18 protein-coding genes are annotated in these 21,555 nt (G+C 40.1%); 11 read left to right on the plus strand and 7 right to left on the minus strand.

Going from position 1 to position 21,555, the window contains the following annotated elements; translation table 11 throughout:
• The first annotated feature begins 36 nt into the window (after window positions 1–36).
• The 6 genes from mlaC to EHE21_RS02805 all read left to right on the plus strand — a co-directional run bounded on the left by mlaC (window position 37) and on the right by EHE21_RS02805 (window position 4,202).
• Window positions 37–666: a phospholipid-binding protein MlaC gene (mlaC, locus tag EHE21_RS02780; protein WP_075671443.1), complete on the plus strand. Its 630-nt coding sequence runs from the start codon at window positions 37–39 to the stop codon at window positions 664–666.
• A 1-nt stretch (window position 667) separates the two neighbouring features.
• Window positions 668–961: a lipid asymmetry maintenance protein MlaB gene (gene mlaB, locus EHE21_RS02785; protein ID WP_088493806.1), complete on the plus strand. Its 294-nt coding sequence runs from the start codon at window positions 668–670 to the stop codon at window positions 959–961.
• A 140-nt stretch (window positions 962–1,101) separates the two neighbouring features.
• Window positions 1,102–1,356 carry a BolA family iron metabolism protein IbaG gene (ibaG, locus tag EHE21_RS02790; protein ID WP_006535338.1) on the plus strand — a complete coding sequence of 85 codons (255 nt, stop codon included), beginning with the start codon at window positions 1,102–1,104 and terminating at the stop codon, window positions 1,354–1,356.
• Between the two features lie 48 nt (window positions 1,357–1,404).
• Window positions 1,405–2,667 carry a UDP-N-acetylglucosamine 1-carboxyvinyltransferase gene (murA, locus tag EHE21_RS02795; RefSeq protein WP_088493805.1) on the plus strand — a complete coding sequence of 421 codons (1,263 nt, stop codon included), beginning with the start codon at window positions 1,405–1,407 and terminating at the stop codon, window positions 2,665–2,667.
• A 194-nt stretch (window positions 2,668–2,861) separates the two neighbouring features.
• Window positions 2,862–3,923, plus strand: coding sequence for a DUF2157 domain-containing protein (locus EHE21_RS02800; RefSeq protein WP_194951782.1), 1,062 nt, complete (start codon window positions 2,862–2,864; stop codon window positions 3,921–3,923).
• Between the two features lie 33 nt (window positions 3,924–3,956).
• Window positions 3,957–4,202, plus strand: coding sequence for a CPCC family cysteine-rich protein (locus tag EHE21_RS02805; protein WP_098941202.1), 246 nt, complete (start codon window positions 3,957–3,959; stop codon window positions 4,200–4,202).
• 26 nt (window positions 4,203–4,228) lie between these two features.
• Here EHE21_RS02805 and degS read toward each other — a convergent pair whose 3' ends face one another.
• The 3 genes from degS to zapG all read right to left on the minus strand — a co-directional run bounded on the left by degS (window position 4,229) and on the right by zapG (window position 7,533).
• On the minus strand, window positions 4,229–5,299 hold the full coding sequence (degS, locus tag EHE21_RS02810; RefSeq protein WP_194951783.1) for an outer membrane-stress sensor serine endopeptidase DegS: 1,071 nt from the start codon (window positions 5,297–5,299) through the stop codon (window positions 4,229–4,231).
• Between the two features lie 207 nt (window positions 5,300–5,506).
• Complete coding sequence (gene degQ, locus EHE21_RS02815; protein ID WP_088493801.1) at window positions 5,507–6,898, minus strand: serine endoprotease DegQ; 1,392 nt, start codon at window positions 6,896–6,898, stop codon at window positions 5,507–5,509.
• 230 nt (window positions 6,899–7,128) lie between these two features.
• A complete protein-coding gene (zapG, locus tag EHE21_RS02820) occupies window positions 7,129–7,533 on the minus strand; it encodes a Z-ring associated protein ZapG (protein WP_075671429.1) in 405 nt (134 codons plus the stop codon).
• A 203-nt stretch (window positions 7,534–7,736) separates the two neighbouring features.
• Between zapG and zapE the strand changes: the two genes are divergently transcribed.
• The 5 genes from zapE (at window position 7,737) to sspB (ending at window position 11,937) form a co-directional block, all read left to right on the plus strand.
• A complete protein-coding gene (gene zapE, locus EHE21_RS02825) occupies window positions 7,737–8,852 on the plus strand; it encodes a cell division protein ZapE (protein ID WP_194951784.1) in 1,116 nt (371 codons plus the stop codon).
• Between the two features lie 434 nt (window positions 8,853–9,286).
• On the plus strand, window positions 9,287–9,715 hold the full coding sequence (gene rplM, locus EHE21_RS02830; protein WP_006535327.1) for a 50S ribosomal protein L13: 429 nt from the start codon (window positions 9,287–9,289) through the stop codon (window positions 9,713–9,715).
• Window positions 9,716–9,730: 15 nt separating this feature from the next.
• Complete coding sequence (gene rpsI, locus EHE21_RS02835) at window positions 9,731–10,123, plus strand: 30S ribosomal protein S9 (protein ID WP_004245284.1); 393 nt, start codon at window positions 9,731–9,733, stop codon at window positions 10,121–10,123.
• 656 nt (window positions 10,124–10,779) lie between these two features.
• A complete protein-coding gene (gene sspA / locus EHE21_RS02840; protein WP_023582862.1) occupies window positions 10,780–11,421 on the plus strand; it encodes a stringent starvation protein SspA in 642 nt (213 codons plus the stop codon).
• A 6-nt stretch (window positions 11,422–11,427) separates the two neighbouring features.
• Window positions 11,428–11,937, plus strand: a complete 510-nt coding sequence (sspB, locus tag EHE21_RS02845; protein ID WP_194951785.1) for a ClpXP protease specificity-enhancing factor — start codon at window positions 11,428–11,430, stop codon at window positions 11,935–11,937.
• Between the two features lie 118 nt (window positions 11,938–12,055).
• On the opposite strand, the gene EHE21_RS02850 is transcribed toward sspB, so the two are convergent.
• The 4 genes from EHE21_RS02850 to gltB form a co-directional block, all read right to left on the minus strand.
• Window positions 12,056–13,324 carry an amidohydrolase gene (locus EHE21_RS02850; protein ID WP_088493798.1) on the minus strand — a complete coding sequence of 423 codons (1,269 nt, stop codon included), beginning with the start codon at window positions 13,322–13,324 and terminating at the stop codon, window positions 12,056–12,058.
• A 14-nt stretch (window positions 13,325–13,338) separates the two neighbouring features.
• Window positions 13,339–14,613, minus strand: a complete 1,275-nt coding sequence (gene dcuC, locus EHE21_RS02855; RefSeq protein WP_194951786.1) for a C4-dicarboxylate transporter DcuC — start codon at window positions 14,611–14,613, stop codon at window positions 13,339–13,341.
• Window positions 14,614–15,122: 509 nt separating this feature from the next.
• Window positions 15,123–16,520: an FAD-dependent oxidoreductase gene (locus EHE21_RS02860; protein ID WP_194951787.1), complete on the minus strand. Its 1,398-nt coding sequence runs from the start codon at window positions 16,518–16,520 to the stop codon at window positions 15,123–15,125.
• Between the two features lie 9 nt (window positions 16,521–16,529).
• A complete protein-coding gene (gene gltB, locus EHE21_RS02865; RefSeq protein ID WP_194951788.1) occupies window positions 16,530–20,990 on the minus strand; it encodes a glutamate synthase large subunit in 4,461 nt (1,486 codons plus the stop codon).
• Window positions 20,991–21,555: the final 565 nt, after the last annotated feature.

A 21,555-nucleotide genomic window follows, 5' to 3' on the forward strand; every position in this document is an offset into this window, starting at 1 on the left:
GTATTATTGAAACCCTATTTGAGGAGAAGCGAACGTATGTTTAAACGCTTATTGATGGTCGCACTATTAGTGATAACGCCTTTTGCAATGGCAGTAGATAAAACTAATCCTTATGCATTGATGGAAGATGCGGCGCAAAAGACCTTTAGTAAATTAAAAAATGAACAGCCTGAAATTCGTAAAAACCCTGAAGTTTTACGTCAAATTGTTCAGCAAGAATTATTGCCTTATGTGCATATTAAATATGCGGGTGCATTAGTGTTAGGACCGCATTATCGTAATGCAACACCAGCACAACGTGATGCTTATTTCACTGCATTTGAAGCGTATCTAGCTCAAGTATATGGTCAAGCATTAGCGATGTATGAAGGCCAAGAGTACCGTATTGAACCTGCAAAACCTTTCGCAGATAAATCAACGTTAACTATTCGTGTCACTATCATTGATACAAATGGTCGCCCACCAGTTCGCCTTGATTTCCAATGGCGTAAAAACAGCAAAACAGGCGAATGGCAAGCTTATGATATGATTGCTGAAGGTGTCAGCATGATCACTACAAAACAGAATGAATGGTCAGATATTTTAAATTCTAAAGGTGTTGATGGTTTAACAAAACAGTTAGAAATCAGTGCTAAAACACCAATTACACTGGATGAGAAAAAATAACATGTCAGCTTCGTTAAATTGGGAAAAAAAGGAGGGTGTCCTCTATTTCCAAGGAACGCTAGATCGTGAAACGTTATTGCCTGTTTGGCAGAAACGTAAAACATTATTAGCTGATATTAATATCATTGATATTTCTGCCTTAGGACATATTGATTCAACTGGGTTGGCACTTTTTGTTCACTTAAAAGCAGAAATGGAAGAGCAAAATCGTCAATTTATTATTCAAGGCGTAAGTGAGCGTTTTCAGACCTTAATTACACTCTATGATCTTGATGAAATTATGAATATTGCCTAATACAGATTTTGAGTAAAGGTATTAAAAAGCCCCCTTCGTGATACTTTTATCATTAAGGGGGTTTTTGATGGTTTAAGAGTAGAGCGGATTCCATTAGGATAGACGACTGATTATTATTTTAACGTTGAGATTGAGCAATTATGGATACAAATGAAATCAAACAAGTATTAATGGACAGCCTGTCTTTAGATGAAGTCATCGTCAATGGTGATGGTAGTCACTTTCAAGTTGTCGTTGTTGGCGCAATGTTTGAGGGAATGAGCAGAGTAAAACAACAACAAACCATTTATGCCCCTTTGATGGAATATATCGCAGATAACCGTATTCACGCTTTGTCTATTAAAGCCTACACACCTGAAGAGTGGAAGAGAGATCGTAAACTTAACGGGCTTTGATTCAGTAGGTATACAGCGTACAGCAAAATAAAAAAGAGAGTTCTACAGATGGATAAATTTAGAGTACAAGGGCCAACCTGTTTATCAGGTGAGGTCACTATTTCAGGCGCAAAAAATGCCGCACTACCAATCCTGTTCGCTGCGATCCTTGCCGAAGAGCCAGTAGAATTAACGAATGTTCCTAAATTAAAAGATATCGATACCACGATTAAGTTACTTAATCGCTTAGGAACTAATGTTGAACGCAATGGCTCTGTTTTCGTTGATGCTCGTAACATTAATGAATTTTGCGCTCCTTACGAATTAGTAAAAACCATGCGTGCTTCTATTTGGGCTTTAGGTCCGCTGGTGGCGCGTTTTGGCCAAGGTCAGGTTTCTTTACCGGGTGGCTGTGCTATTGGTGCTCGTCCTGTTGATCTTCATATTACAGGTTTAGAGCAATTAGGCGCTGAGATCACACTGGATGAAGGTTATGTGAAAGCACGCGTTGATGGACGTTTAAAAGGCGCACATATCGTCATGGATAAAGTGAGCGTGGGTGCCACTATCACTATTATGACTGCGGCGGTGTTAGCTGAAGGCAAAACCATTATTGAGAATGCGGCAAGAGAGCCAGAAATTGAAGATACTGCAAACTTCCTTAATACATTAGGTGCCAAAATCAGCGGTGCAGGCACAGATAGTATTACTATTGAAGGCGTAGAGCGTCTTGGTGGTGGTACTTATCAAATCCTACCTGATCGTATTGAAACAGGTACTTTCTTAGTTGCTGCTGCGATTTCTCGTGGTCGTGTTGTTTGTCGTAATGCTAAACCTGACACATTAGATGCAGTGTTGGCAAAATTACGTGAAGCAGGTGCTGATATTGAAGTTGGTGAAGATTGGATAAGCCTTGATATGCATGGTAAACGTCCTAAAGCGGTGACATTGCGTACTGCGCCACATCCAGGTTTCCCTACCGATATGCAAGCACAATTCAGCCTTTTAAACTTAGTTGCTGAAGGTGCAGGAATGATCACTGAAACTATTTTTGAAAATCGTTTTATGCACATTCCTGAGTTAATCCGTATGGGGGCTCACGCTGAAATCGAAAGTAATACTGTGTTATGCCACGGTGTTGAAAAACTTTCAGGCGCACAAGTAATGGCAACGGACTTACGTGCTTCTGCAAGTTTAGTACTTGCAGGTTGTATTGCTGAAGGCACAACCATTGTTGATCGTATTTATCATATCGATCGTGGTTATGAAAATATTGAAGCTAAATTACAAGGATTAGGGGCAAAAATAGAACGTTTGCGCTCTAATGACTAATTTATTTTAGTCATCCTTTTTAGCCTTTAAAACCATAGCATATTGTTGTGCTATGGTTTTTTTTTGCGCATTATTTTAATAGGGCTCTCAATAGAATAGGATAATTCATAAGGCATTTCTTTCGTGGCAAGATACAGTAAGAAAAACAGACCTGTGTTATAAAAATCACTATGAGCTAAAAGGAAAGAACATATATGCAGGTAACAAGGAAACAAGAGCGCCTGGTTCGTCAAGCACTGGATGAATGGCAACAATCCGGTGAGATTTCAGAACAAGAATATCAGCAATTAGGAAGTACATTGCACCGAATTCCCTTTGATTGGAAACGGTTGAGCCGCTATGCATTTTGGATAGCAATGGTGTGCTTGATTATTGCTGCTGGCAGTATCTTTAGTGATAGTGCATTAGTTTATTATCTTATTGAGATTTTTAGTGTTTCTGAAATTATGCGTGTGATATCTCCTGCACTGATTGCTTCAGCGCTCTATTTTTGGGGATTTAAACGTCAGCGAAAAGAAACACAGTGGCATTACAGTACCGAATTTATTCTCTTTTTAGGTGTGATGTTTACGGCTATTTTTCTTTGGCAACTGGGAGAATTACTGGATACAGGAAGTGGCCATATTGCGCCTCTCTTTTTAATTGGCTGTGTCATTTATGGTGCAATTGGATTTATTAGTCGCTCCTCTTTGGTGTGGTTATTCTTCTTGTTGATGTTAGGAAATTGGTTTGGTGCTGAAACAGGCTATGTCTCTGGTTGGGGCGCTTATTGGTTAGGGATGAACTATCCTATCCGTTTTGTCTTCTTTGGTGCGATATTATTAGCAGGCTGTTATTTCCTACAAAATATGTTGGTACACCGTCGTTTATTTACCATGACAAAAATAATGGGGCTGACCTATCTGTTTATTGCGCTATGGATAATGTCTATTTTCGGTAATTACGATCCTGATACTTGGTATCGTACTTCAAGTGTGAATTTGTTACCTTGGGCACTGTTATTTGCTGTCGTTTCAGTTATCTGTATTTATATTAGCCTTAAAACCGATGACGGTATGTTAAGAGGTTTTGGTCTAACATTCCTTGGTATCAACCTTTATACCCGATTCTTTGAATATTTCTGGGATAGTTTACACAGTGCGATTTTCTTCTTTATTTTGGCGGTTTCACTGATTTTTATTGGACGAAAAGCGGAAAAGATTTGGCATACTGTTGAAAATAACTCAGTTGCCAATAAAGAGAGTAAGAGCGAATAGTATCATTAATAATGTAATAGGAGAGCCCATCCTATGGAAAAGCGAAGTTGTCATCTTCCTTTAGAAGTGAGTTGTGTTGCGTGCCATTATTTTGTTTTCAAAGATAAAGATGAGGCATTTTTTGAGATCTGCCCTGTATGTGGTTGGCAAAATGATGGTACTAAAGAAGGACAATATAGCGGTTGTAATCACAGCACATTAGAGGACTATCGCAACACTGAAAGCTTTAAAGAAAATTGCTTACAAAGTGCGACGTTTTATATGAAATCTCCCTACTAGCTAAGCATAGGGAGATTTTTTGTTAGTTATGATTCAGGCTGGTATTCAGAAATAGTCACATCAACATTGATCTCATTGCCTTCGCGTAATACCGTGACAGGTAATACCGTACCGGGGCGCGTTTCTGCAATATAGTCCATCATTTCCATCGCAGAAGTCGCTGGCGCATGATTAATACTAAGGATGATATCGCCTGTTTTGATCCCCGCTTTATCTGCAGGGCCATTTGGGGTGATCCTAAAAATACGCAACCCTTGAATTTGCTTAATATCGGTATTCGATGAGCGAATTCGTGGTAATTCTTTTGCTGTAATACCAATAAAGCCACGGATAACACGACCATCACGAATAAGTTTATTCATGATTTTTACAGCCAGTTCGGTCGGAATAGCGAAGCCGAGACCTTCAGCACTAGGGCGATACCCATTGTAGGTTCCTGAGTCAAACGTCATAGTATTAATCCCCACAAGTTCGCCCTCTGTATTAATGAGTGCTCCACCTGAGTTACCTTCATTAATCGAGGCATCTGTTTGCAGGAAATTTTGGTAACGTGTTGGACTTAATCCAACGCGACCCGTAGCACTGATGATCCCTTGCGTAATAGTTTGCCCAATATTAAATGGATTACCAATAGCCAGTACAACATCACCAACATGAGAAATTCGTTTAGTATTAATGGGGATCGTCGGGAGTTTATCGGCATCTATTTTTAATACTGCAAGATCGGTTAACGGATCGGAGCCAACAAGTAAGCCTTCATAAAGATCACCATTTTGGAGCGCGATAAGGATCTGATCCGCATTATTAATAACATGTTGATTAGTCAGAATATAACCACGACCATCCATAATGACGCCGGCACCTAAAGATGTCAGTTCACGACCTTCTTGAGAAAAACTTCCCATCGTACTGCTATAAACATTAACAACCGCAGGGGCAGCTCGTCGTACCGCAGTGTTATAGCTAAAAGGCGCATTGAGAAAATCACCATTAAGTAGGCGTTCAATAAAAATAGGGCGAATTGAAGGGACTGCAATCAAGAGAATTGCTGCTGTGAGAAGACCAATGAGTGTTGATCGCAGTAACTTAGTTAACATAAAAATCCTGTATTTATGTCTGACTGTAAAATTATTCGCGTAGGAGCGGTGAGAATAGCATAGTTTAACTTATGAAAGCATCGCTCAGCGCATAAAATCCCCTTTTAAGCCAATGACTCTTATCAAAAATAGGGATAAAAAAAGCCCTATAATGGAAATTATAGGGCTAAAGAAATCAATAAATTAGATAGGTGAAAAGCTTACTTCTTAGCGCGGTGTATTACGTAACAGCAGGTAAATTTCTTCATTACCACGCTGAATATTCAATGCAAGAACAGGCGGTTTAGCGTCAATTGCTTTACGTAAATCGCCTAGTGAGGTAATTGGCGTATTATTGATACCAATAATAAGGTCGCCTTTCTGTAAACCAGATGCCGCAGCCGCAGAATCTTTCTCAACAGAATCAACCGCGACTGCTTTAACTTGTTTGTTTAAGTAGTTACTTAATGTGGCACCTTGTAGTGCAGGAGAGAAGTTATCTGCACGAGTTGCATCTGCCGATTGTTTCTCTAATGTCACTTTAACATCCATTGGTTTACCTTGACGGATCAAGCCAATTAGGATCTCTTTACCCGGCGGTGTAGTACCCACTTTAGCTCTCAATTCAGCAAAGCTATTGATACGTTTTCCATCAACTGAAATTAAAACGTCACCGGGTTTAATGCCTGCTTTTGCAGCGGATGAATCTGGCATGACTTCGCTAACAAAAGCACCGCGTTGTGCATCAATATTAAAGGATTTCGCCAGATCAGAATTCATTTCTGTACCACGAATACCTAAGATGCCACGTTTAACTTCACCATGAGAAATCAGTTGCTGGCTAAGATCACGCGCCATATTGCTTGGGATAGCAAAGCCGATACCAATGTTGCCACCACCCGGTGCTAAAATAGCGGTGTTAATTCCGATTAATTCGCCATTTAAGTTAACGAGCGCACCACCAGAGTTACCACGGTTGATTGAAGCATCAGTCTGGATAAAGTTCTCTAAACCTTCAAGATTTAAACCGCTACGACCTAATGCGGAAATAATGCCGGATGTTGCTGTTTGGCCTAAACCAAATGGGTTACCTACTGCAACAGCAAAGTCACCAACACGTAATTGGTCAGAGTCTGCCATTTTAATTGCGGTTAAGTTAGTTGGTTTTTCAATTTGCAGTAATGCGATATCTGTTTGTGGATCGCTACCAATTAATTTTGCACTAAATTCACGACCATCATTAATTTGCAGTTGAATTTTATCTGCACCATCAACAACGTGGTTGTTTGTTAATACGTAGCCTTTTTGTGCATCAATAATGACACCTGAGCCTAAGCCTTCAAAAGGGCGAATACTTTGTTGTTGTGATGGGAAGTTTGGACCAAAGAAGAATTTGAACTCTTCAGGTACTTGCTGGCTTTGTACTCGTGTTCCTGAAACGTGCACACTGACAACCGCAGGTAACACTTTTTCTAACATCGGTGCAAGGCTTGGCAGTTGTTCGCCTGATGGCATAACCGCTGGCAGTGCCGCCATGCTGGTTGCTGGAATAGTAGAGAGTGAAAGTCCGACACTCATTGCTAACGCACTAAGTAATAATTTTCTTTTTTTAGTCAACATGAATTAGAGTCTCTTGATACAGTTATCAAAATAAAAGTTATTGCTCAAAATGAGCTCGATGTCACTAAGACCTGTACTGACAAAGGAAAGTTCATTAAGACATGATGTGCTTTGCTTCCTTTTACACGGATTTACAAGACAAAAGCTATCTTTAAAACCATAGCAAATAATTGTCATTTTATGATATTTAGTAGAAAGAAAAACGCCACAATAAATGTGGCGTTTTAATATTAACTGTCTTTTTTCTCTGTGGGTCTGAACAATCCAGATGCCCCTTCGGAGTAATCACGAGGTGGCATTTTTATTGGAGATTGATCATTAGCCGCTTCTGACTCACTTAATCGGTAATTAAATGGATTTTCTTGAGCAGGCATATCAGGCATGAGCTCATTAGAGCTTTTTGCCATATGTTGATAAAGCTGACGGTAATCTCTCGCCATGTTATCTAATAGTTCAGCACTTCTAGCAAAGTGGCTGACAAGTTCATTGCGATAAGTATCAAGTTCTTCTTTTTTCGTGTCTAACTCTGCTTTGATAGCATCTTGTTGGCGAAGGGTGCTGTTACCGTAACGCATTGCAAGTGCGCCGATAATAAGACCGACAACTAATCCAATCAGTGCATAAACCCAAACCATGGCAACTCCTTTTCATCTAATAGTGAGGACGATGGATTCTTATAACATCATAACCGCTAAAAGGCATGGGTGGAATAATATCCTTAAGCTTAATATAAAATTCGTGTGTTACGTTGATGTTAAAACAATTCTTAATGCTTATAATAGAGGCATTCGACAGACACAAATCAGTATGTCAGAAAATTAAGGATAAGAGGGCATTCATGACTGTTAGTACGCCGTTATCACTTTATGAAGCCGCATTGAAGCAAGGTGATTATCAACCTGATGATGTTCAGAGAAAAACGGTTCTCCACCTTCAACAGATATACCATGCATTATTAAAAGAGACTCCACCAGAAAAAAATTCGCTAACACAGCGATTATTCGGGCGAATTCGCACAAAAAAACAGATTGTTGCACCAGAACGTGGTTTATATATGTGGGGCGGTGTTGGACGAGGTAAAACATGGTTGATGGATATGTTTTATCAAAGCTTGCCAACAGAGCGAAAACTTCGCTTACACTTCCATCGCTTTATGTTACGTGTTCAAGAAGAGCTAAAAAACTTACAAGGGCATGAAAATCCGTTAGAAATTATTGCTGATGGGTTTAAAGCACAAACCGATGTGCTCTGTTTTGATGAATTTTTCGTTTCTGATATTACTGATGCCATGATTTTAGGTACCTTGCTTGAAGCGTTATTTGCCAGAGGTATCACACTGGTGGCAACCTCAAATATTCCACCTGATGAGCTTTATCGTAATGGATTACAACGTTCTCGTTTTTTACCTGCAATAGAACAAATCAAACACCATTGTGACATTTTAAATGTGGATGCAGGCATTGATTACCGTCTTAGAACATTAACGCAAGCGCATCTTTTTTTATCTCCACTTAACGATGAAAATCGTCAGGAGATGGATAGAATTTTCATGCATTTGGCAACCAGTGAGCCACAAGTTGATTGTACCTTAACCATTAATCATCGCCCTATGAAAGCAAGAAAAGCATCTAATGGTGTGCTCGCTGTTAATTTTTCAACCTTGTGTATGGAACCGCGTAGCCAGCTTGATTACATTGAACTTTCTAAGCATTACCACTCTGTTTTGTTATATGACATGCAACAAATGGGAACATTAAATGAAGATGCTGCGCGTCGGTTTCTAGCGCTTGTTGATGAATTTTATGAGCGCAAGGTGAAACTCATTATTAATGCAAATGTAGAAATGCACGAGATTTACCAAGGTGATTTTTTACGTTTTGAATATCAACGTTGCCTATCTCGTTTACAAGAGATGCAAAGTGAAGAATATTTAGTACAACCTCACCTCGCTTAATTTTTAATTCTTGAAGAAAGTCATCTTTCATTATGATAGGATGGCGCAGGTTAAGCTGCTTGATGTTTTTTTCTATGAAAATAGAAAGTATTAAGCAGCTTACAAGCGCTCTGGAAAGGAACAATTCTTCTCTTCAGGTAGCAAGAATTTATCAGTCAAATCAGAAAAAAGTGCCAGATTCGTTTTTTTCGCTGAAATATTGAAAAAGAATTCAATTGTTTTTCAATTATGACTCGATTTTTTTTTCTGACTTCTCTATAATCTTGCGACCCCACGTTGCAGCAAGTTTTTTATTTCCCAAAAAACTCGCATTTTAGAGTCAGCAGTGCTACTCGAAGGGGTAGGTTTGCTGGACACAAGAGTCGTGTGAACCTCAATAGTATTTGAACCGAGCGTTCACCAACGTGTAACTAAACATTGGGTAATTTTCAATAATGAAAACTTTTACAGCTAAACCAGAAACCGTAAAACGCGACTGGTACGTTGTTGATGCAGACGGCAAAACTTTAGGCCGTTTAGCAACTGAAATTGCTAGCCGTTTACGCGGTAAGCACAAAGCGGAATACACTCCGCACGTTGATACTGGTGATTACATCATCGTTTTAAACGCTGAGAAAGTAGCGGTAACTGGTCATAAACGTACTGACAAAGTTTACTACCGTCATACTGGTCACGTAGGTGGTATCAAACAAGCGACTTTCGAAGAGATGATCGCCCGTAGTCCTGAGCGTGTAATCGAAATCGCGGTAAAAGGCATGCTGCCAAAAGGGCCTCTGGGTCGTGCGATGTACCGTAAACTGAAAGTTTACGCAGGATCTGAGCACAACCACGCGGCACAACAACCGCAAGTTCTGGACATTTAATCGGGATAATAGGCAATGGCTGATAATCAATACTACGGCACAGGTCGCCGCAAAAGTTCTTCCGCACGTGTCTTCATTAAGCCAGGTAGCGGTAATATCGTAATCAACAAACGTAGCCTAGAAGTTTACTTCGGCCGCGAAACAGCGCGTATGGTTGTTCGTCAACCGCTGGAATTAGTTGATATGCTGGGTAAATTAGATTTATACATCACTGTTAAAGGTGGTGGTATTTCTGGTCAAGCTGGCGCGATCCGTCACGGTATCACTCGTGCACTGATGGAATATGATGAGACTCTACGTTCTGATCTGCGTAAAGCTGGTTTCGTAACCCGTGATGCGCGTTCTGTTGAACGTAAGAAAGTGGGTCTGCGTAAAGCACGTCGTCGTCCACAGTTCTCTAAACGTTAATTTGTTATCTTTTAGATATCAATTTGATGTTGAAAACCCGTCTTCACAGGCGGGTTTTTTATTTTTGACTTATTTGTGTTTATTAATAATAAAAACATAATGTTGCTAAAGCATGATGCTGTTACTCATAAAACAGGCTTTATGTAAGATAACGCTAGTATTAAAAAGCGTATTTTTTAGATGTTATTTCTAAATAATTTTATTTTTTGATATTATAATCTTAGTTTTAAGGTAGTGTGGCATATTGTGTTGAATTATTTGCATTAGCCCCCCTAAGTAACATGAATTCTGGTAGAATAGCGAGCTTTGGTGTCTTTCTTTCTATGACTTCACAATGTTGCCAATGGGTATATCGATAGTAATACCTGTAATGAGTTTGAAAGTCATACCAAAATTATTATGACAATAATGATTGTTGAATGATTATTTTGGTATTACTTGATAATGATATGTGCCGCAAAGACAGGTGAGTTTTTAACCCTGTAAAATATGATTATCCCACGATAACACTGTTATACAGGTAGTTACCCAATGCAGTTAATAACTTAAATGTTTATTTAGGTCTACTGCGTTTGTGTGCTTGTCTTTTAGGAATGGGGAAATGGAAGGGGCATTGTGCTAATTCATTTCTTTAATTGATTAACTTGGAGGTTTTCATGGCTGTCGCTGCCAACAAACGTTCGGTAATGACTTTGTTTTCCGGTCCGACTGATATTTTCAGCCATCAGGTCAGAATTGTCCTAGCGGAGAAAGGTGTCAGTGTTGAAATTGAACAGGTTGAAGCTGGTAATCTTCCACAGGATCTTATCGATCTAAACCCTTACCAAAGTGTACCGACTTTGGTTGATCGTGAGCTGACTCTGTATGATTCACGCATCATCATGGAATACCTTGATGAACGCTTCCCTCATCCTCCTTTAATGCCAGTTTATCCTGTTGCTCGTGGTAGCAGCCGTTTAATGATGCATCGTATCGAGCATGATTGGTATTCTTTAATGAACACCATCGAGAAAGGAACAGAACAGCAAGCAAATGCTGCTCGTAAACAGTTAGCAGAAGAGCTACTGGCTGTATCTCCTGTGTTTAAAGAATATCCTTACTTTATGAGTGAAGAGTTCAGCTTAGTAGATTGCTACCTAGCTCCTCTGTTATGGCGTTTACCAGTACTTGGTGTGGATTTAAGTGGTGCTGGTGCTAAAGATGTACAGATTTATATGCAACGTGTTTTTGAACGTGATTCTTTCCTCGCGTCATTAACCGAAGCAGAGCGTGAGATGCGCTTACCTTCAAGAGGGTAATAAAGTATGGAGATTATGGATATGTCTCCGCGTCGTCCGCATTTATTACGTGCGCATTATGACTGGATCATCGAAAACGATTTAACACCACATTTAGTTGTTGATGTGAATATTGATGGTGTCCAAGTCCCAATGGAATATGCGCATGACGGTCAAATTGTACTAAATATCGCATCCCGTGCAGTAGATAACTTAGAGTTAACGCCGTATCTGGTTTTATTTAGTGCAAGCTTTGGTGGCATACCTCGTAAAGTGCGAGTGCCTATGGCTGCTGTTATGGCTATTTATGCGAGAGAAAACGGTGCGGGAATGATGTTTGAGCCAGAGCCTGCTTATGAATCTGGTGCATCATTACAGTTTGCTGAAGATGATAGTGAAGAGAGCGATATAGCTCCGGCTAGCGAAGGTTTATCTCTCGTCACTGATGAAGCTGTTGAAGCTGATACCTCTTCACCAGATGATGATCCAGAACCACCTCGCCCAACGGGTCGTCCAGCACTGCGCGTTGTGAAATAAGAGATTATCTTATTAGTATGAATCAAAAGCCCAGTTCAAGTGAACTGGGCTTTTTTATACACAAAAAAAGCGCTCTATATTGCTATAGAGCGCTTTACTGGATTATGTTACCGACAAATTATTTCAGTAATTCTTCTAAACAACCGGTGTAAAGATTAACCGCGGTCATTAATTGTTTTTCATCGAAATCAAAGCCTGCTTGGTGGTGACCCGCCGTTCTATCAGCACCAACAACGAAGTACAGTGATTTACCACCACAACGTTGTACACGTTTTGCTAATACTGTCGCATCTTCACTACCACCGAATGGGCGCGTTGCAACCGCAGTTAGCTCAGAATGTTTACCAACAACTTTGGTCATAACATCAATCAGTTCTTGGTCATTTGTCAGGTCAACGGCTTCACCCATAATCTCGCTTTCCATTTCTAACTGGAAGCTATGTGCTGCGCCTTCAGCCATACGTACTGCATTTGCAGCCATAAAGCTGTTGATCTCTTCGTTTTCACCACGAACTTCAATTTGCATCTCAGCATTAGCTGGGGTGACGTTACGGCCTTCACCGGCTTTTAATACACCGATGTTGATACGTGACATCCCTTTACCATGACGAGAAATACCCAGCATTTGTGTTGCTGCATGGCAAGCACCTGCTAACGCATTACGACCTAATTCAGGCTCTGCACCTGCGTGAGATGGTGCACCTTTAAAACGGAAGTCATATTTAGTGGTACATAAGAAATGTGTTGGGTTGATAACAATTTCACCACTGTTTGCGATAAAGCCTAAGTGTGCACCTAAGAAGTAATCTGCATCATCAGCGATACCACTTTCAGCCATCGCACGAGCGCCACGAACACCTTCTTCTGCTGGTTGGAATAAGATTTTAACTTTACCAACGACTTTATCTTTATTCTCAACTAACCAGTGAGCAACACCTAAACCGATAGAAATGTGTCCATCGTGACCACAAGCGTGCATTTCGCCAGCGTGACAAGAAGCAAAGTTCTCGGCATGAGGGCGGTGTTTAGTTTCGGTTGCTTCGTTAACACCAACACAGTCGATATCAAAACGCAGTGCTACGGTTGGGCCAGCTTTACCACTATCAAAGATAGCCACGCAACCCGTTAGCTCTTTCATTTCATCAAGCAGAGCTTCATCAACTTTATGCTCTCTTGCAACAGCTAGACCTTTTTCAACGACTTGACGGCGGCGACCAAAAGCAAACTCTTGATTGATAACGTCTGGGCCAACTTTAACTTCTAAACCTAAGCTACGTAATTCTTTAACGATTTTTGCTGTGGTTAAAAATTCTGACCAACCAATTTCTGGATATTGGTGAAACTCACGACGCCATTTAATTAATTTTTCTAGTGTAATTGCTGACATATTCATTTCTCCACTTATAACATGAATAACGCAACAGCGATGACGCCGATAATCATACCTGGTGCAGTACGTTTTGCGATTTCCATAGGGTTAACATTTGCAAGGCCAGCACAAACAATTGCTGCACCTGCTAGTGGTGACATAGTACGACCTAACGCGCCAGATAATGCCGCTGCCATACCCATATCAGGGATTTCATAACCGAATTGTGCAGCATGAGGTGTTACTGTTTCGTTGAATGCGAATGCTGCTGCGTCACCAGAACCTGTGATAATACCCATTAAGAATGGCCCTAAAGTACCACCCCAACGAGCAAATTCAGGAGAATGAGTTAAGAAGTTGATGAACGCGTCGATTAAACCAGATGCTTTCAGACCTGCTGCGAATACTGCAGCTGCAATGATGATACCTAATACATCACCATAAGCATTACCCATACCTTTAAAGAACTCTTTCGTAATTTGAGCTGGGTTAGTTAATGTGATGAACAGGGCATAGATAGAACCGATTAACATTGCCGCAGGAACAGACAGTTTAAATGTACTGAAAGTCTCGAAGAATGGCAGAATTAACAGGATTAATGGAATGAAAGGTGCTGTTGCATATAAGTAGTTAGGACGAACTGCTTCTGGCGTTGCTTGTGCTGATGAAGATGATGCATCACCAGTAACAGAAGCCATTTTGAACTCTTTTTTCACTAAAGCGACAACGGCAAGTGAAACGGCTGCGATACCACCAGCCATTAAGCTGTATGGGCTATGGCGAGCGATTAAATCAACCACTTCCATATTTGCCATGTTAGCAACGAAGGCATTATGCGACATACCTGGGCTTAGCATTGAGCCGATAGTACCACATAACACCGCACCACCTGCGATAGCTGGGTGAATACGTGCTGCGATTAATAATGGAATAAGTGTTGCACCTACCGCAGCCGCACAACCTGCTGCTGATGGGATTGCGATATTAATAAAGTAAGTTACGACAACAGTGGCTGGAATAAGGAAGAAGCCCAGACGAGTCATTACTTTTGATAAAACATGAACCAGATGCATGTCGCATTTGGTGTATTTCATAACATAAGCAAAACCCATACTCGAACAGATTGCTTGAATTAATGATGAAGACACCATGCGCTCACTAAATGCGGCAAACGCATCTAATGGGCTTAGACTTAAAATACAGAGTAATAAGCCCGCACCAATTAGCACCATTCGGGTTTCATATTTTTTTATTAGCAAATAGACAGTTACGATAATAACGGCTACTGCTATAAGTTGCATCACCATAGTGATCCCCTAGTTAATTGTGACAATACTATTAATTGTGAAAACGAACCTAACATCAATAAATTATATTTTTCTGTAAAGTTATTAGGTGACTCCATTATGAAGTTGGTAGGTTGACAATATTTGATTGTTATCAAATTTAATAGCCGAAATAAAATCTATTTTTTTAGACTGTGATGTTATTAACAAATGCTGTAAAACAATTATCATTAAAAGATGACGGAAAGGTTAAATAAAAAGAGATAAAGTAAAAAATACGAAAATAAATTATATTTACTATAGATCAAGAGTGTTATTTTGATACAAAAAAGAATATCGCTTTTTATCAAACTATTATTCTAGAAATTACATTAAATGGTAATGAGAATGATTATTTAGTCAGATATATTGATGATCCTTAAATACTATTTATTAGTTTCACAGATAATATTTAAAAATTATCCCACTTAAATTAAATGGGATAATAAACAAGAGAAATTGTTATTTTAAATAACGAAAATAAAAAATATTTAACATGATAAATAACGCAATATGCCTTCAGCTGCCTCTCTTCCTTCTGCTATTGCAGTAACAACAAGATCAGAGCCTCGTACAATATCCCCCCCTGCAAATACTTTAGGGTTTGTTGTTTGATTTTGTATTTCTTGATTATCTGAAATAATAATTCTGCCTGAAGAGGCATATTCAATATTATTTTCATCTAACCATGGGTAATGTGCAGGTTTAAAACCAAATGCCAGAATAACTGCATCAGCAGATAACACATGTTCACTTCCTTCAATCGGCATTAATGTTTTATCGCTTTGAGTTTTAATAACGCGAATACCAACCACTTTATTTTGATTATCGACTTCAATATCGATAGGTTGAAGATTAAATAAAAAATCTCCACCTTCTTCTTTGGCATTTTTTACTTCACGTTTTGAACCCGGCATATTGCTTTCATCACGGCGATAAACACAAGTGACTTTATTTGCACCTTGTCGAATGGCAGTGCGTACACAGTCCATTGCGGTATCTCCTCCTCCTAATATCACCACATTTTTATCTTTAAGATCGATATAAGGCGCTTGAGGATCTTCATCATAATCCATTAAATAACGTGTATTCCCAATTAAATAAGGTAGTGCGCTATAAACTCCATTAGCATTTTCATTAGGAAAATGGCCACTTAAACTGTGATAAGTGCCCAATCCTAGAAATACAGCGTCATATTGTGTTATTAGGGTATTTAGGGAGATATCTTTGCCTATTTCTGTATTGAGGCAAAACTCGATACCCATTTCACTAAATAATTCACGGCGTCGGATCATCAGTGATTTTTCGAGCTTAAAAGAGGGGATCCCAAACGTAAGTAATCCTCCTATTTCTGGGTGTTTATCATAAACAACGGGTTTCACACCTTGTCGAATAAGAACATCTGCACAGGCAAGACCTGCAGGACCGGCACCGATAATCGCGACCTTTTTATCGGTCATTGTGACGTGAGAAAGATCAGGCCGCCACCCTTGTGCTAAAGCGGTGTCATTGATGTAACGTTCAATATTGCCAATTGTGACAGCACCAAAATCATCATTTAGCGTACAAGCGCCTTCACACAGCCTATCTTGAGGACAAACACGACCACAGATTTCAGGCAAACTGTTTGTTTGATGAGAAAGCTCAGCAGCCTCAATAATACGTCCTTCGTTTGCCAGCTTTAGCCAATTAGGAATGTAATTATGAACAGGGCATTTCCATTCACAATAAGGATTACCACAGCCTAAACAGCGATCGGCTTGTGCGGAGGCTTGTTGCGGTGAAAAAGCTTCATAGATTTCAACAAATTCAATTTTGCGGATTGCTAATGGCTTTTTGGTCGGCTCAACACGATTTAAGTCGATAAACTGATACACATTCTGACTCATAATATTCTCCTATTGTGCCTGAACGCGTAATTCAGCAGATGAACGACGAGGATGACCAAGCAACGCATTAACATCACTGGATTTTGGTTTTACCAATTTGAAATGTTGTGACCAATATTCCCATTGTGAAAGTAATCTTTCACCTTGTTGTGAACCAGTTAGTCTGACATGTTCTGCGATCATGCCACGCAGATGTTCAGCGAGAATGGCAAAGGATGCAACAGGAAGCAACTCGATTGATGAAGTGTTGATCCGTTGTGATAATGTGAGATCTTCATCTAATAGATAGGCAAATCCACCCGTCATTCCTGCACCAAAGTTAATCCCTGTTTTACCCAGAACACAGACAATACCACCGGTCATATATTCACAACCGTTATCGCCAACGCCTTCAACAACAGCAATTGCACCGGAGTTTCTGACAGCAAAGCGCTCCCCAGCCAAGCCAGAAGCATAAAGTTTTCCGCCTGTTGCGCCATAAAGGCAGGTATTTCCCATAATGGTGGCATGATGACTTTTAAATGCAGAGCCAACAGGAGGCGAAATGACAATACGGCCTCCTGCCATACCTTTACCAACATAATCATTGGCATCACCCACTAAGGTTAATTCAACGCCTTGTGCATTCCATACACCAAAGCTTTGACCTGCGGTTCCGGTAAAATATAGTTTAATTGGTGTGGCAGATAGGCCACTTTCACCATATTTTTTGGCGATAATGCCTGATAATGTTGCCCCTACAGAGCGATCTGTATTACGAATATCAAAATAGTGTGTTTGGCTTTTTTGTTGTTCAACAGCATCGCAAGTTTGAGCAACAATCCGCTGATTTAACTCACCTTTATCATAAGTATGATTATTTTCCTGACAATACAGCGCATTGCCTGATGGTGAAGTTGCTGTTTCTAACAATCCACCTAAAGAGAGTTTTTGCTGTTTACTGTTAACACCTTCTAGGCATGAAAGCAGATCAGTTCGACCGATTAAATCGGTGACTTTTCTCACGCCAAGTAGTGCCATTAACTCACGGGTTTCTTGCGCAATAAAACGAAAGTAGTTAATAACACGTTCAGGTAATCCATGATAATGGTTACGACGAAGTGTTTCATCTTGGGTTGCAACACCCATCGCGCAATTATTTAAATGGCAGATGCGTAGATATTTACAGCCTAACGCCACCATTGGCGCAGTACCAAATCCAAAGCTCTCTGCGCCTAAAATCGCGGCTTTAATAATATCTAGACCTGTTTTTAATCCACCATCGACTTGCAAACGAATTTTATGGCGTAAATTATTTGCCACTAACGCTTGTTGAGTTTCAACTAAGCCCAATTCCCACGGGCTACCAGCATATTTTACGGAAGTTAAAGGGCTTGCACCTGTACCACCGTCATAACCCGCAATAGTGATCAAGTCTGCGTAAGCTTTAGCAACACCCGTAGCAATAGTACCTACACCGGGCTCTGACACTAATTTTACAGAAATCAATGCAGTTGGATTGATCTGTTTTAAGTCGAAAATAAGCTGTGCTAAATCTTCAATAGAGTAGATATCGTGATGAGGAGGCGGTGATATTAGGGTAACACCGGGTACGGCATAACGCAGTTGCGCAATATAAGGAGTCACTTTATCGCCGGGAAGTTGTCCGCCTTCACCGGGCTTCGCCCCTTGTGCGACTTTGATTTGCAAAACATCCGCACTCATTAAATAAGAAGGTGTTACACCAAAACGACCAGAGGCAATTTGTTTAATGCGTGAGACTTTATCTGTACCGTAACGAGCCGGATCTTCGCCTCCTTCTCCTGAATTTGAAAAACCTCCCAATGTATTCATCGCTTGCGCAAGAGCTTCATGAGCTTCTCGGCTTAATGCCCCAATTGACATAGCGGCAGTATCAAAGCGTTTAAATAACTCGGTTTCAGGTTCGACTTCTTCAATCGAGATAGGCGTTGTTTTGTTATTGAGAACTAACATATCGCGCAAGGTGGTGATTGGGCGCTGTTGCACAAGGCTTGCGTAATGCTGATAGTCTGTATATTCCCCACTATTTACAGCTTTTTGTAGCGCTTGAACGACATCAGGATTATAAGCGTGGTATTCCCCTTTATGGGCATATTTTAATAATCCACCTGTTTCTAAAGGATAACGAGTTAACCAAGCTCGCTTAGATAGATTAAATAAATCCTGTTCAAAATCGCTAAAATCAGCACCATTAATCCGATTATCAACGCCCGCAAAACAGAGATTAACAACGTTATCGTTTAATCCGACCGCTTCAAAAAGTTGAGAGCAACGGTAAGATGCTACGGTTGAAATGCCCATTTTGGACATGATCTTATACAACCCTTTATTTATGCCGTTGCGGTAATTAAGCATCACTTGGGCATAGTTTGCTTGCAGAATTTTTCTATCAACACGTTGAGCTAAAGATTCATAAGCAAGGTAAGGATAAATAGCGGTAGCACCAAACCCAAGTAATACAGCGAAATGGTGTGGATCACGGGCGCTAGCGGTTTCGACAATGATATTGGCATCACAGCGTAAATTATTATCTACCAACGCTTTTTGTACTGCACCAACTGCCATAGGGGCAGGAATAGGCAGCCGCTCTTTAGTGATGTTTCTATCGGATAAAATCAATAACACCGCACCACTATGAACTTCTTGTTGCGCTTTTGTACATAACTGGCGTAACGCAGTTTCTAGATTGCATTCTGTTGGTTGATAAGTGATATCAAGATGAACGGAGCGGTAATAAGGGCTTTCTTGATTAATAAGCTGTTGAAAGTCGCTATAAAGCAAAATAGGCGATTTAAAACTCAGTCGATGTGCTTGACCTTCCGCTTCGCAAAACACATTCATCTCGCGTCCAATGCAGGTCGCTAAAGACATGACATGGGCTTCTCTTAATGGATCTATGGGAGGGTTTGTGACTTGCGCAAATTTTTGTCTGAAATAGTCATAAATAAGGCGAGGACGTTGAGAAAGTACAGCAAATGGGGTGTCATCGCCCATTGAACCTGTTGCTTCTTGCCCATTTTCTGCAAGCACATGCAAAATGCTTTCAAGCTCTTCTTGGCTATATGCAAATTGTTTTTGATAAGTAGCTAATAAGGTGTCATCAAAGGCGCGTTGCCCGGTGGCTTGCTGCTCTGGCAACTCTTCAAACGGTGTTAAGCGTTTGACATTGCGCTCTAGCCACAGTTTATAAGGATGGCGTCTTTTTAAATCTTCATCAGTTTCGGCAGAGTGGAGAATACGTCCATGATGAGTATCGATAACCATTAGCTCGCCGGGACCGACACGCCCTTTTTCTCGTACTTCATCAGGCTGATAATCCCAAATACCAATTTCAGAAGCACAAGTAATGATGTTATCTGTGGTAATAACATAGCGAGCAGGACGTAAACCGTTTCTATCTAGCGTACACGCAGCATAACGACCATCTGATAACACGATGCCCGCAGGGCCATCCCAAGGCTCCATATGCATTGAGTTAAAATCAAAAAATGCTCGTAAGTCATCATCCATCTGTGGATTATTTTGCCATGCTGGTGGCACTAACAACCGCATTGCACGAACAATATCCATTCCGCCATTAAGAAAAAGCTCTAGCATATTGTCGAGTGAACTTGAGTCTGAGCCACTTTCATTCACAAAAGGGGCGGCACTTTGTAGATCAGGAATAAGAGGTGTATGGAATTTATAGGCACGAGCTCTAGCCCATTGGCGATTGCCGGTAATGGTATTAATTTCACCGTTATGCGCTAAATAACGAAAAGGTTGTGCAAGAGGCCATCTGGGAGTGGTGTTAGTTGAAAAACGCTGGTGGAACAAACAAATTGAAGACTCCATGCGTAGATCAGCGAGATCGGTAAAAAAGCGTGGCAGATCGATTGCCATACAAAGGCCTTTATAAATCGTCACCAAATTAGAAAGGCTGCAAATATAAAAATCACTATCAGTAATACGTTTTTCAATACGTCTACGAGCAACAAAGAGTCGTCTTTCAATATCACTTATCCGCCAACCTGCAGGAGCATTAACAAAGACTTGTTCAATTAAAGGAAGAGAAGAAAGGGCGATACTGCCTAGAATATCGGTGTTAATAGGAACTTTACGCCAGCCCACAATAGAGAGTGTTTCACGTTGAAGCTCTTCTTCAATAATAAGGCGACATTGTGCCGCGATATTAGGATCTTGGCTTAAAAATAGCATTCCAACAGCGTAGTTTTTAGCTAAATGCCAGCCTTTTTCCTCAGCAACCAATTGGAAGAAACGATCGGGTTTTTGTAAAAGTAATCCGCAACCATCGCCCGTTTTACCATCAGAAAGAATGGCTCCTCGATGTTGCATTCTGGCGAGGCCATGGATCGCGTTTCTGACAATTTTATGACTGGCTTGCCCTTCAATATGCGCGATCAACCCAAATCCACAATTGTCTTTTTCCTGTGTCTTTTGATAGAGCATTTTTTGCTTCCTACTTAGTTTACTGGGCACCTCAAAACAGAGCGCAAAAGGAACGTTTTGGCTCAAAGTATGTAGGTAAATTTATGGGTGCTCATCGGGTGATGTTGTGTTTGCCTAGCTTGGAGTGTTTTTATATTGCTACGCAATGCCTTTTCAACTTATCGATAAATAAAAATGAGGTCAATGTATGAGGAGATTTGACTAGAATAAGATGAATAAGAAATTTTTTATTTTAATTTATTGATAAATAAATAAAATATCCTATTTTATTAGGAGGTGGATACCTATTTTTAGTGTGAGTTATATCACTTTATTTAAGCCATTTCGCTTTATCACATCCTTTAATGATAAAAACGAGTAGTTAGTTATTCTAATGATTATAACAAATTTAGTTTTTTATTGTTTTTATACAATTTGTATAAAAAAAGACAAATTGAATTTTTCCTAATAAGGTCTATTTATCGTTGATATCGCTATCGTTTATGTAATTGGGCTTTGTATTATTTTTGTGAATACATATATCGGAGAGGTTCTTGTTGAGAGAAAATAGAGGGTTAAATCAAAC

The organism is Proteus sp. GOKU, from assembly GCF_015475555.1.
In the GTDB taxonomy this organism is placed as follows: Bacteria; Pseudomonadota; Gammaproteobacteria; order Enterobacterales; family Enterobacteriaceae; genus Proteus; species Proteus mirabilis_B.

What these genes read in the sequence shown, in the direction of transcription:
- zapE (WP_194951784.1), top strand. Translation starts at nt 7,737, where the DNA reads ATGACTGTTAGTACGCCGTTATCACTTTATGAAGCCGCATTGAAGCAA.
- murA (WP_088493805.1), top strand. Translation starts at nt 1,405, where the DNA reads ATGGATAAATTTAGAGTACAAGGGCCAACCTGTTTATCAGGTGAGGTC.
- zapG (WP_075671429.1), bottom strand. Translation starts at nt 7,533, where the DNA reads ATGGTTTGGGTTTATGCACTGATTGGATTAGTTGTCGGTCTTATTATC.
- degS (WP_194951783.1), bottom strand. Translation starts at nt 5,299, where the DNA reads ATGTTAACTAAGTTACTGCGATCAACACTCATTGGTCTTCTCACAGCA.
- ibaG (WP_006535338.1), top strand. Translation starts at nt 1,102, where the DNA reads ATGGATACAAATGAAATCAAACAAGTATTAATGGACAGCCTGTCTTTA.
- rpsI (WP_004245284.1), top strand. Translation starts at nt 9,731, where the DNA reads ATGGCTGATAATCAATACTACGGCACAGGTCGCCGCAAAAGTTCTTCC.
- rplM (WP_006535327.1), top strand. Translation starts at nt 9,287, where the DNA reads ATGAAAACTTTTACAGCTAAACCAGAAACCGTAAAACGCGACTGGTAC.
- sspB (WP_194951785.1), top strand. Translation starts at nt 11,428, where the DNA reads ATGGAGATTATGGATATGTCTCCGCGTCGTCCGCATTTATTACGTGCG.
- EHE21_RS02805 (WP_098941202.1), top strand. Translation starts at nt 3,957, where the DNA reads ATGGAAAAGCGAAGTTGTCATCTTCCTTTAGAAGTGAGTTGTGTTGCG.
- mlaB (WP_088493806.1), top strand. Translation starts at nt 668, where the DNA reads ATGTCAGCTTCGTTAAATTGGGAAAAAAAGGAGGGTGTCCTCTATTTC.
- dcuC (WP_194951786.1), bottom strand. Translation starts at nt 14,613, where the DNA reads ATGGTGATGCAACTTATAGCAGTAGCCGTTATTATCGTAACTGTCTAT.
- mlaC (WP_075671443.1), top strand. Translation starts at nt 37, where the DNA reads ATGTTTAAACGCTTATTGATGGTCGCACTATTAGTGATAACGCCTTTT.
- sspA (WP_023582862.1), top strand. Translation starts at nt 10,780, where the DNA reads ATGGCTGTCGCTGCCAACAAACGTTCGGTAATGACTTTGTTTTCCGGT.
- EHE21_RS02850 (WP_088493798.1), bottom strand. Translation starts at nt 13,324, where the DNA reads ATGTCAGCAATTACACTAGAAAAATTAATTAAATGGCGTCGTGAGTTT.
- degQ (WP_088493801.1), bottom strand. Translation starts at nt 6,898, where the DNA reads ATGTTGACTAAAAAAAGAAAATTATTACTTAGTGCGTTAGCAATGAGT.
- EHE21_RS02860 (WP_194951787.1), bottom strand. Translation starts at nt 16,520, where the DNA reads ATGAGTCAGAATGTGTATCAGTTTATCGACTTAAATCGTGTTGAGCCG.
- EHE21_RS02800 (WP_194951782.1), top strand. Translation starts at nt 2,862, where the DNA reads ATGCAGGTAACAAGGAAACAAGAGCGCCTGGTTCGTCAAGCACTGGAT.
- gltB (WP_194951788.1), bottom strand. Translation starts at nt 20,990, where the DNA reads ATGCTCTATCAAAAGACACAGGAAAAAGACAATTGTGGATTTGGGTTG.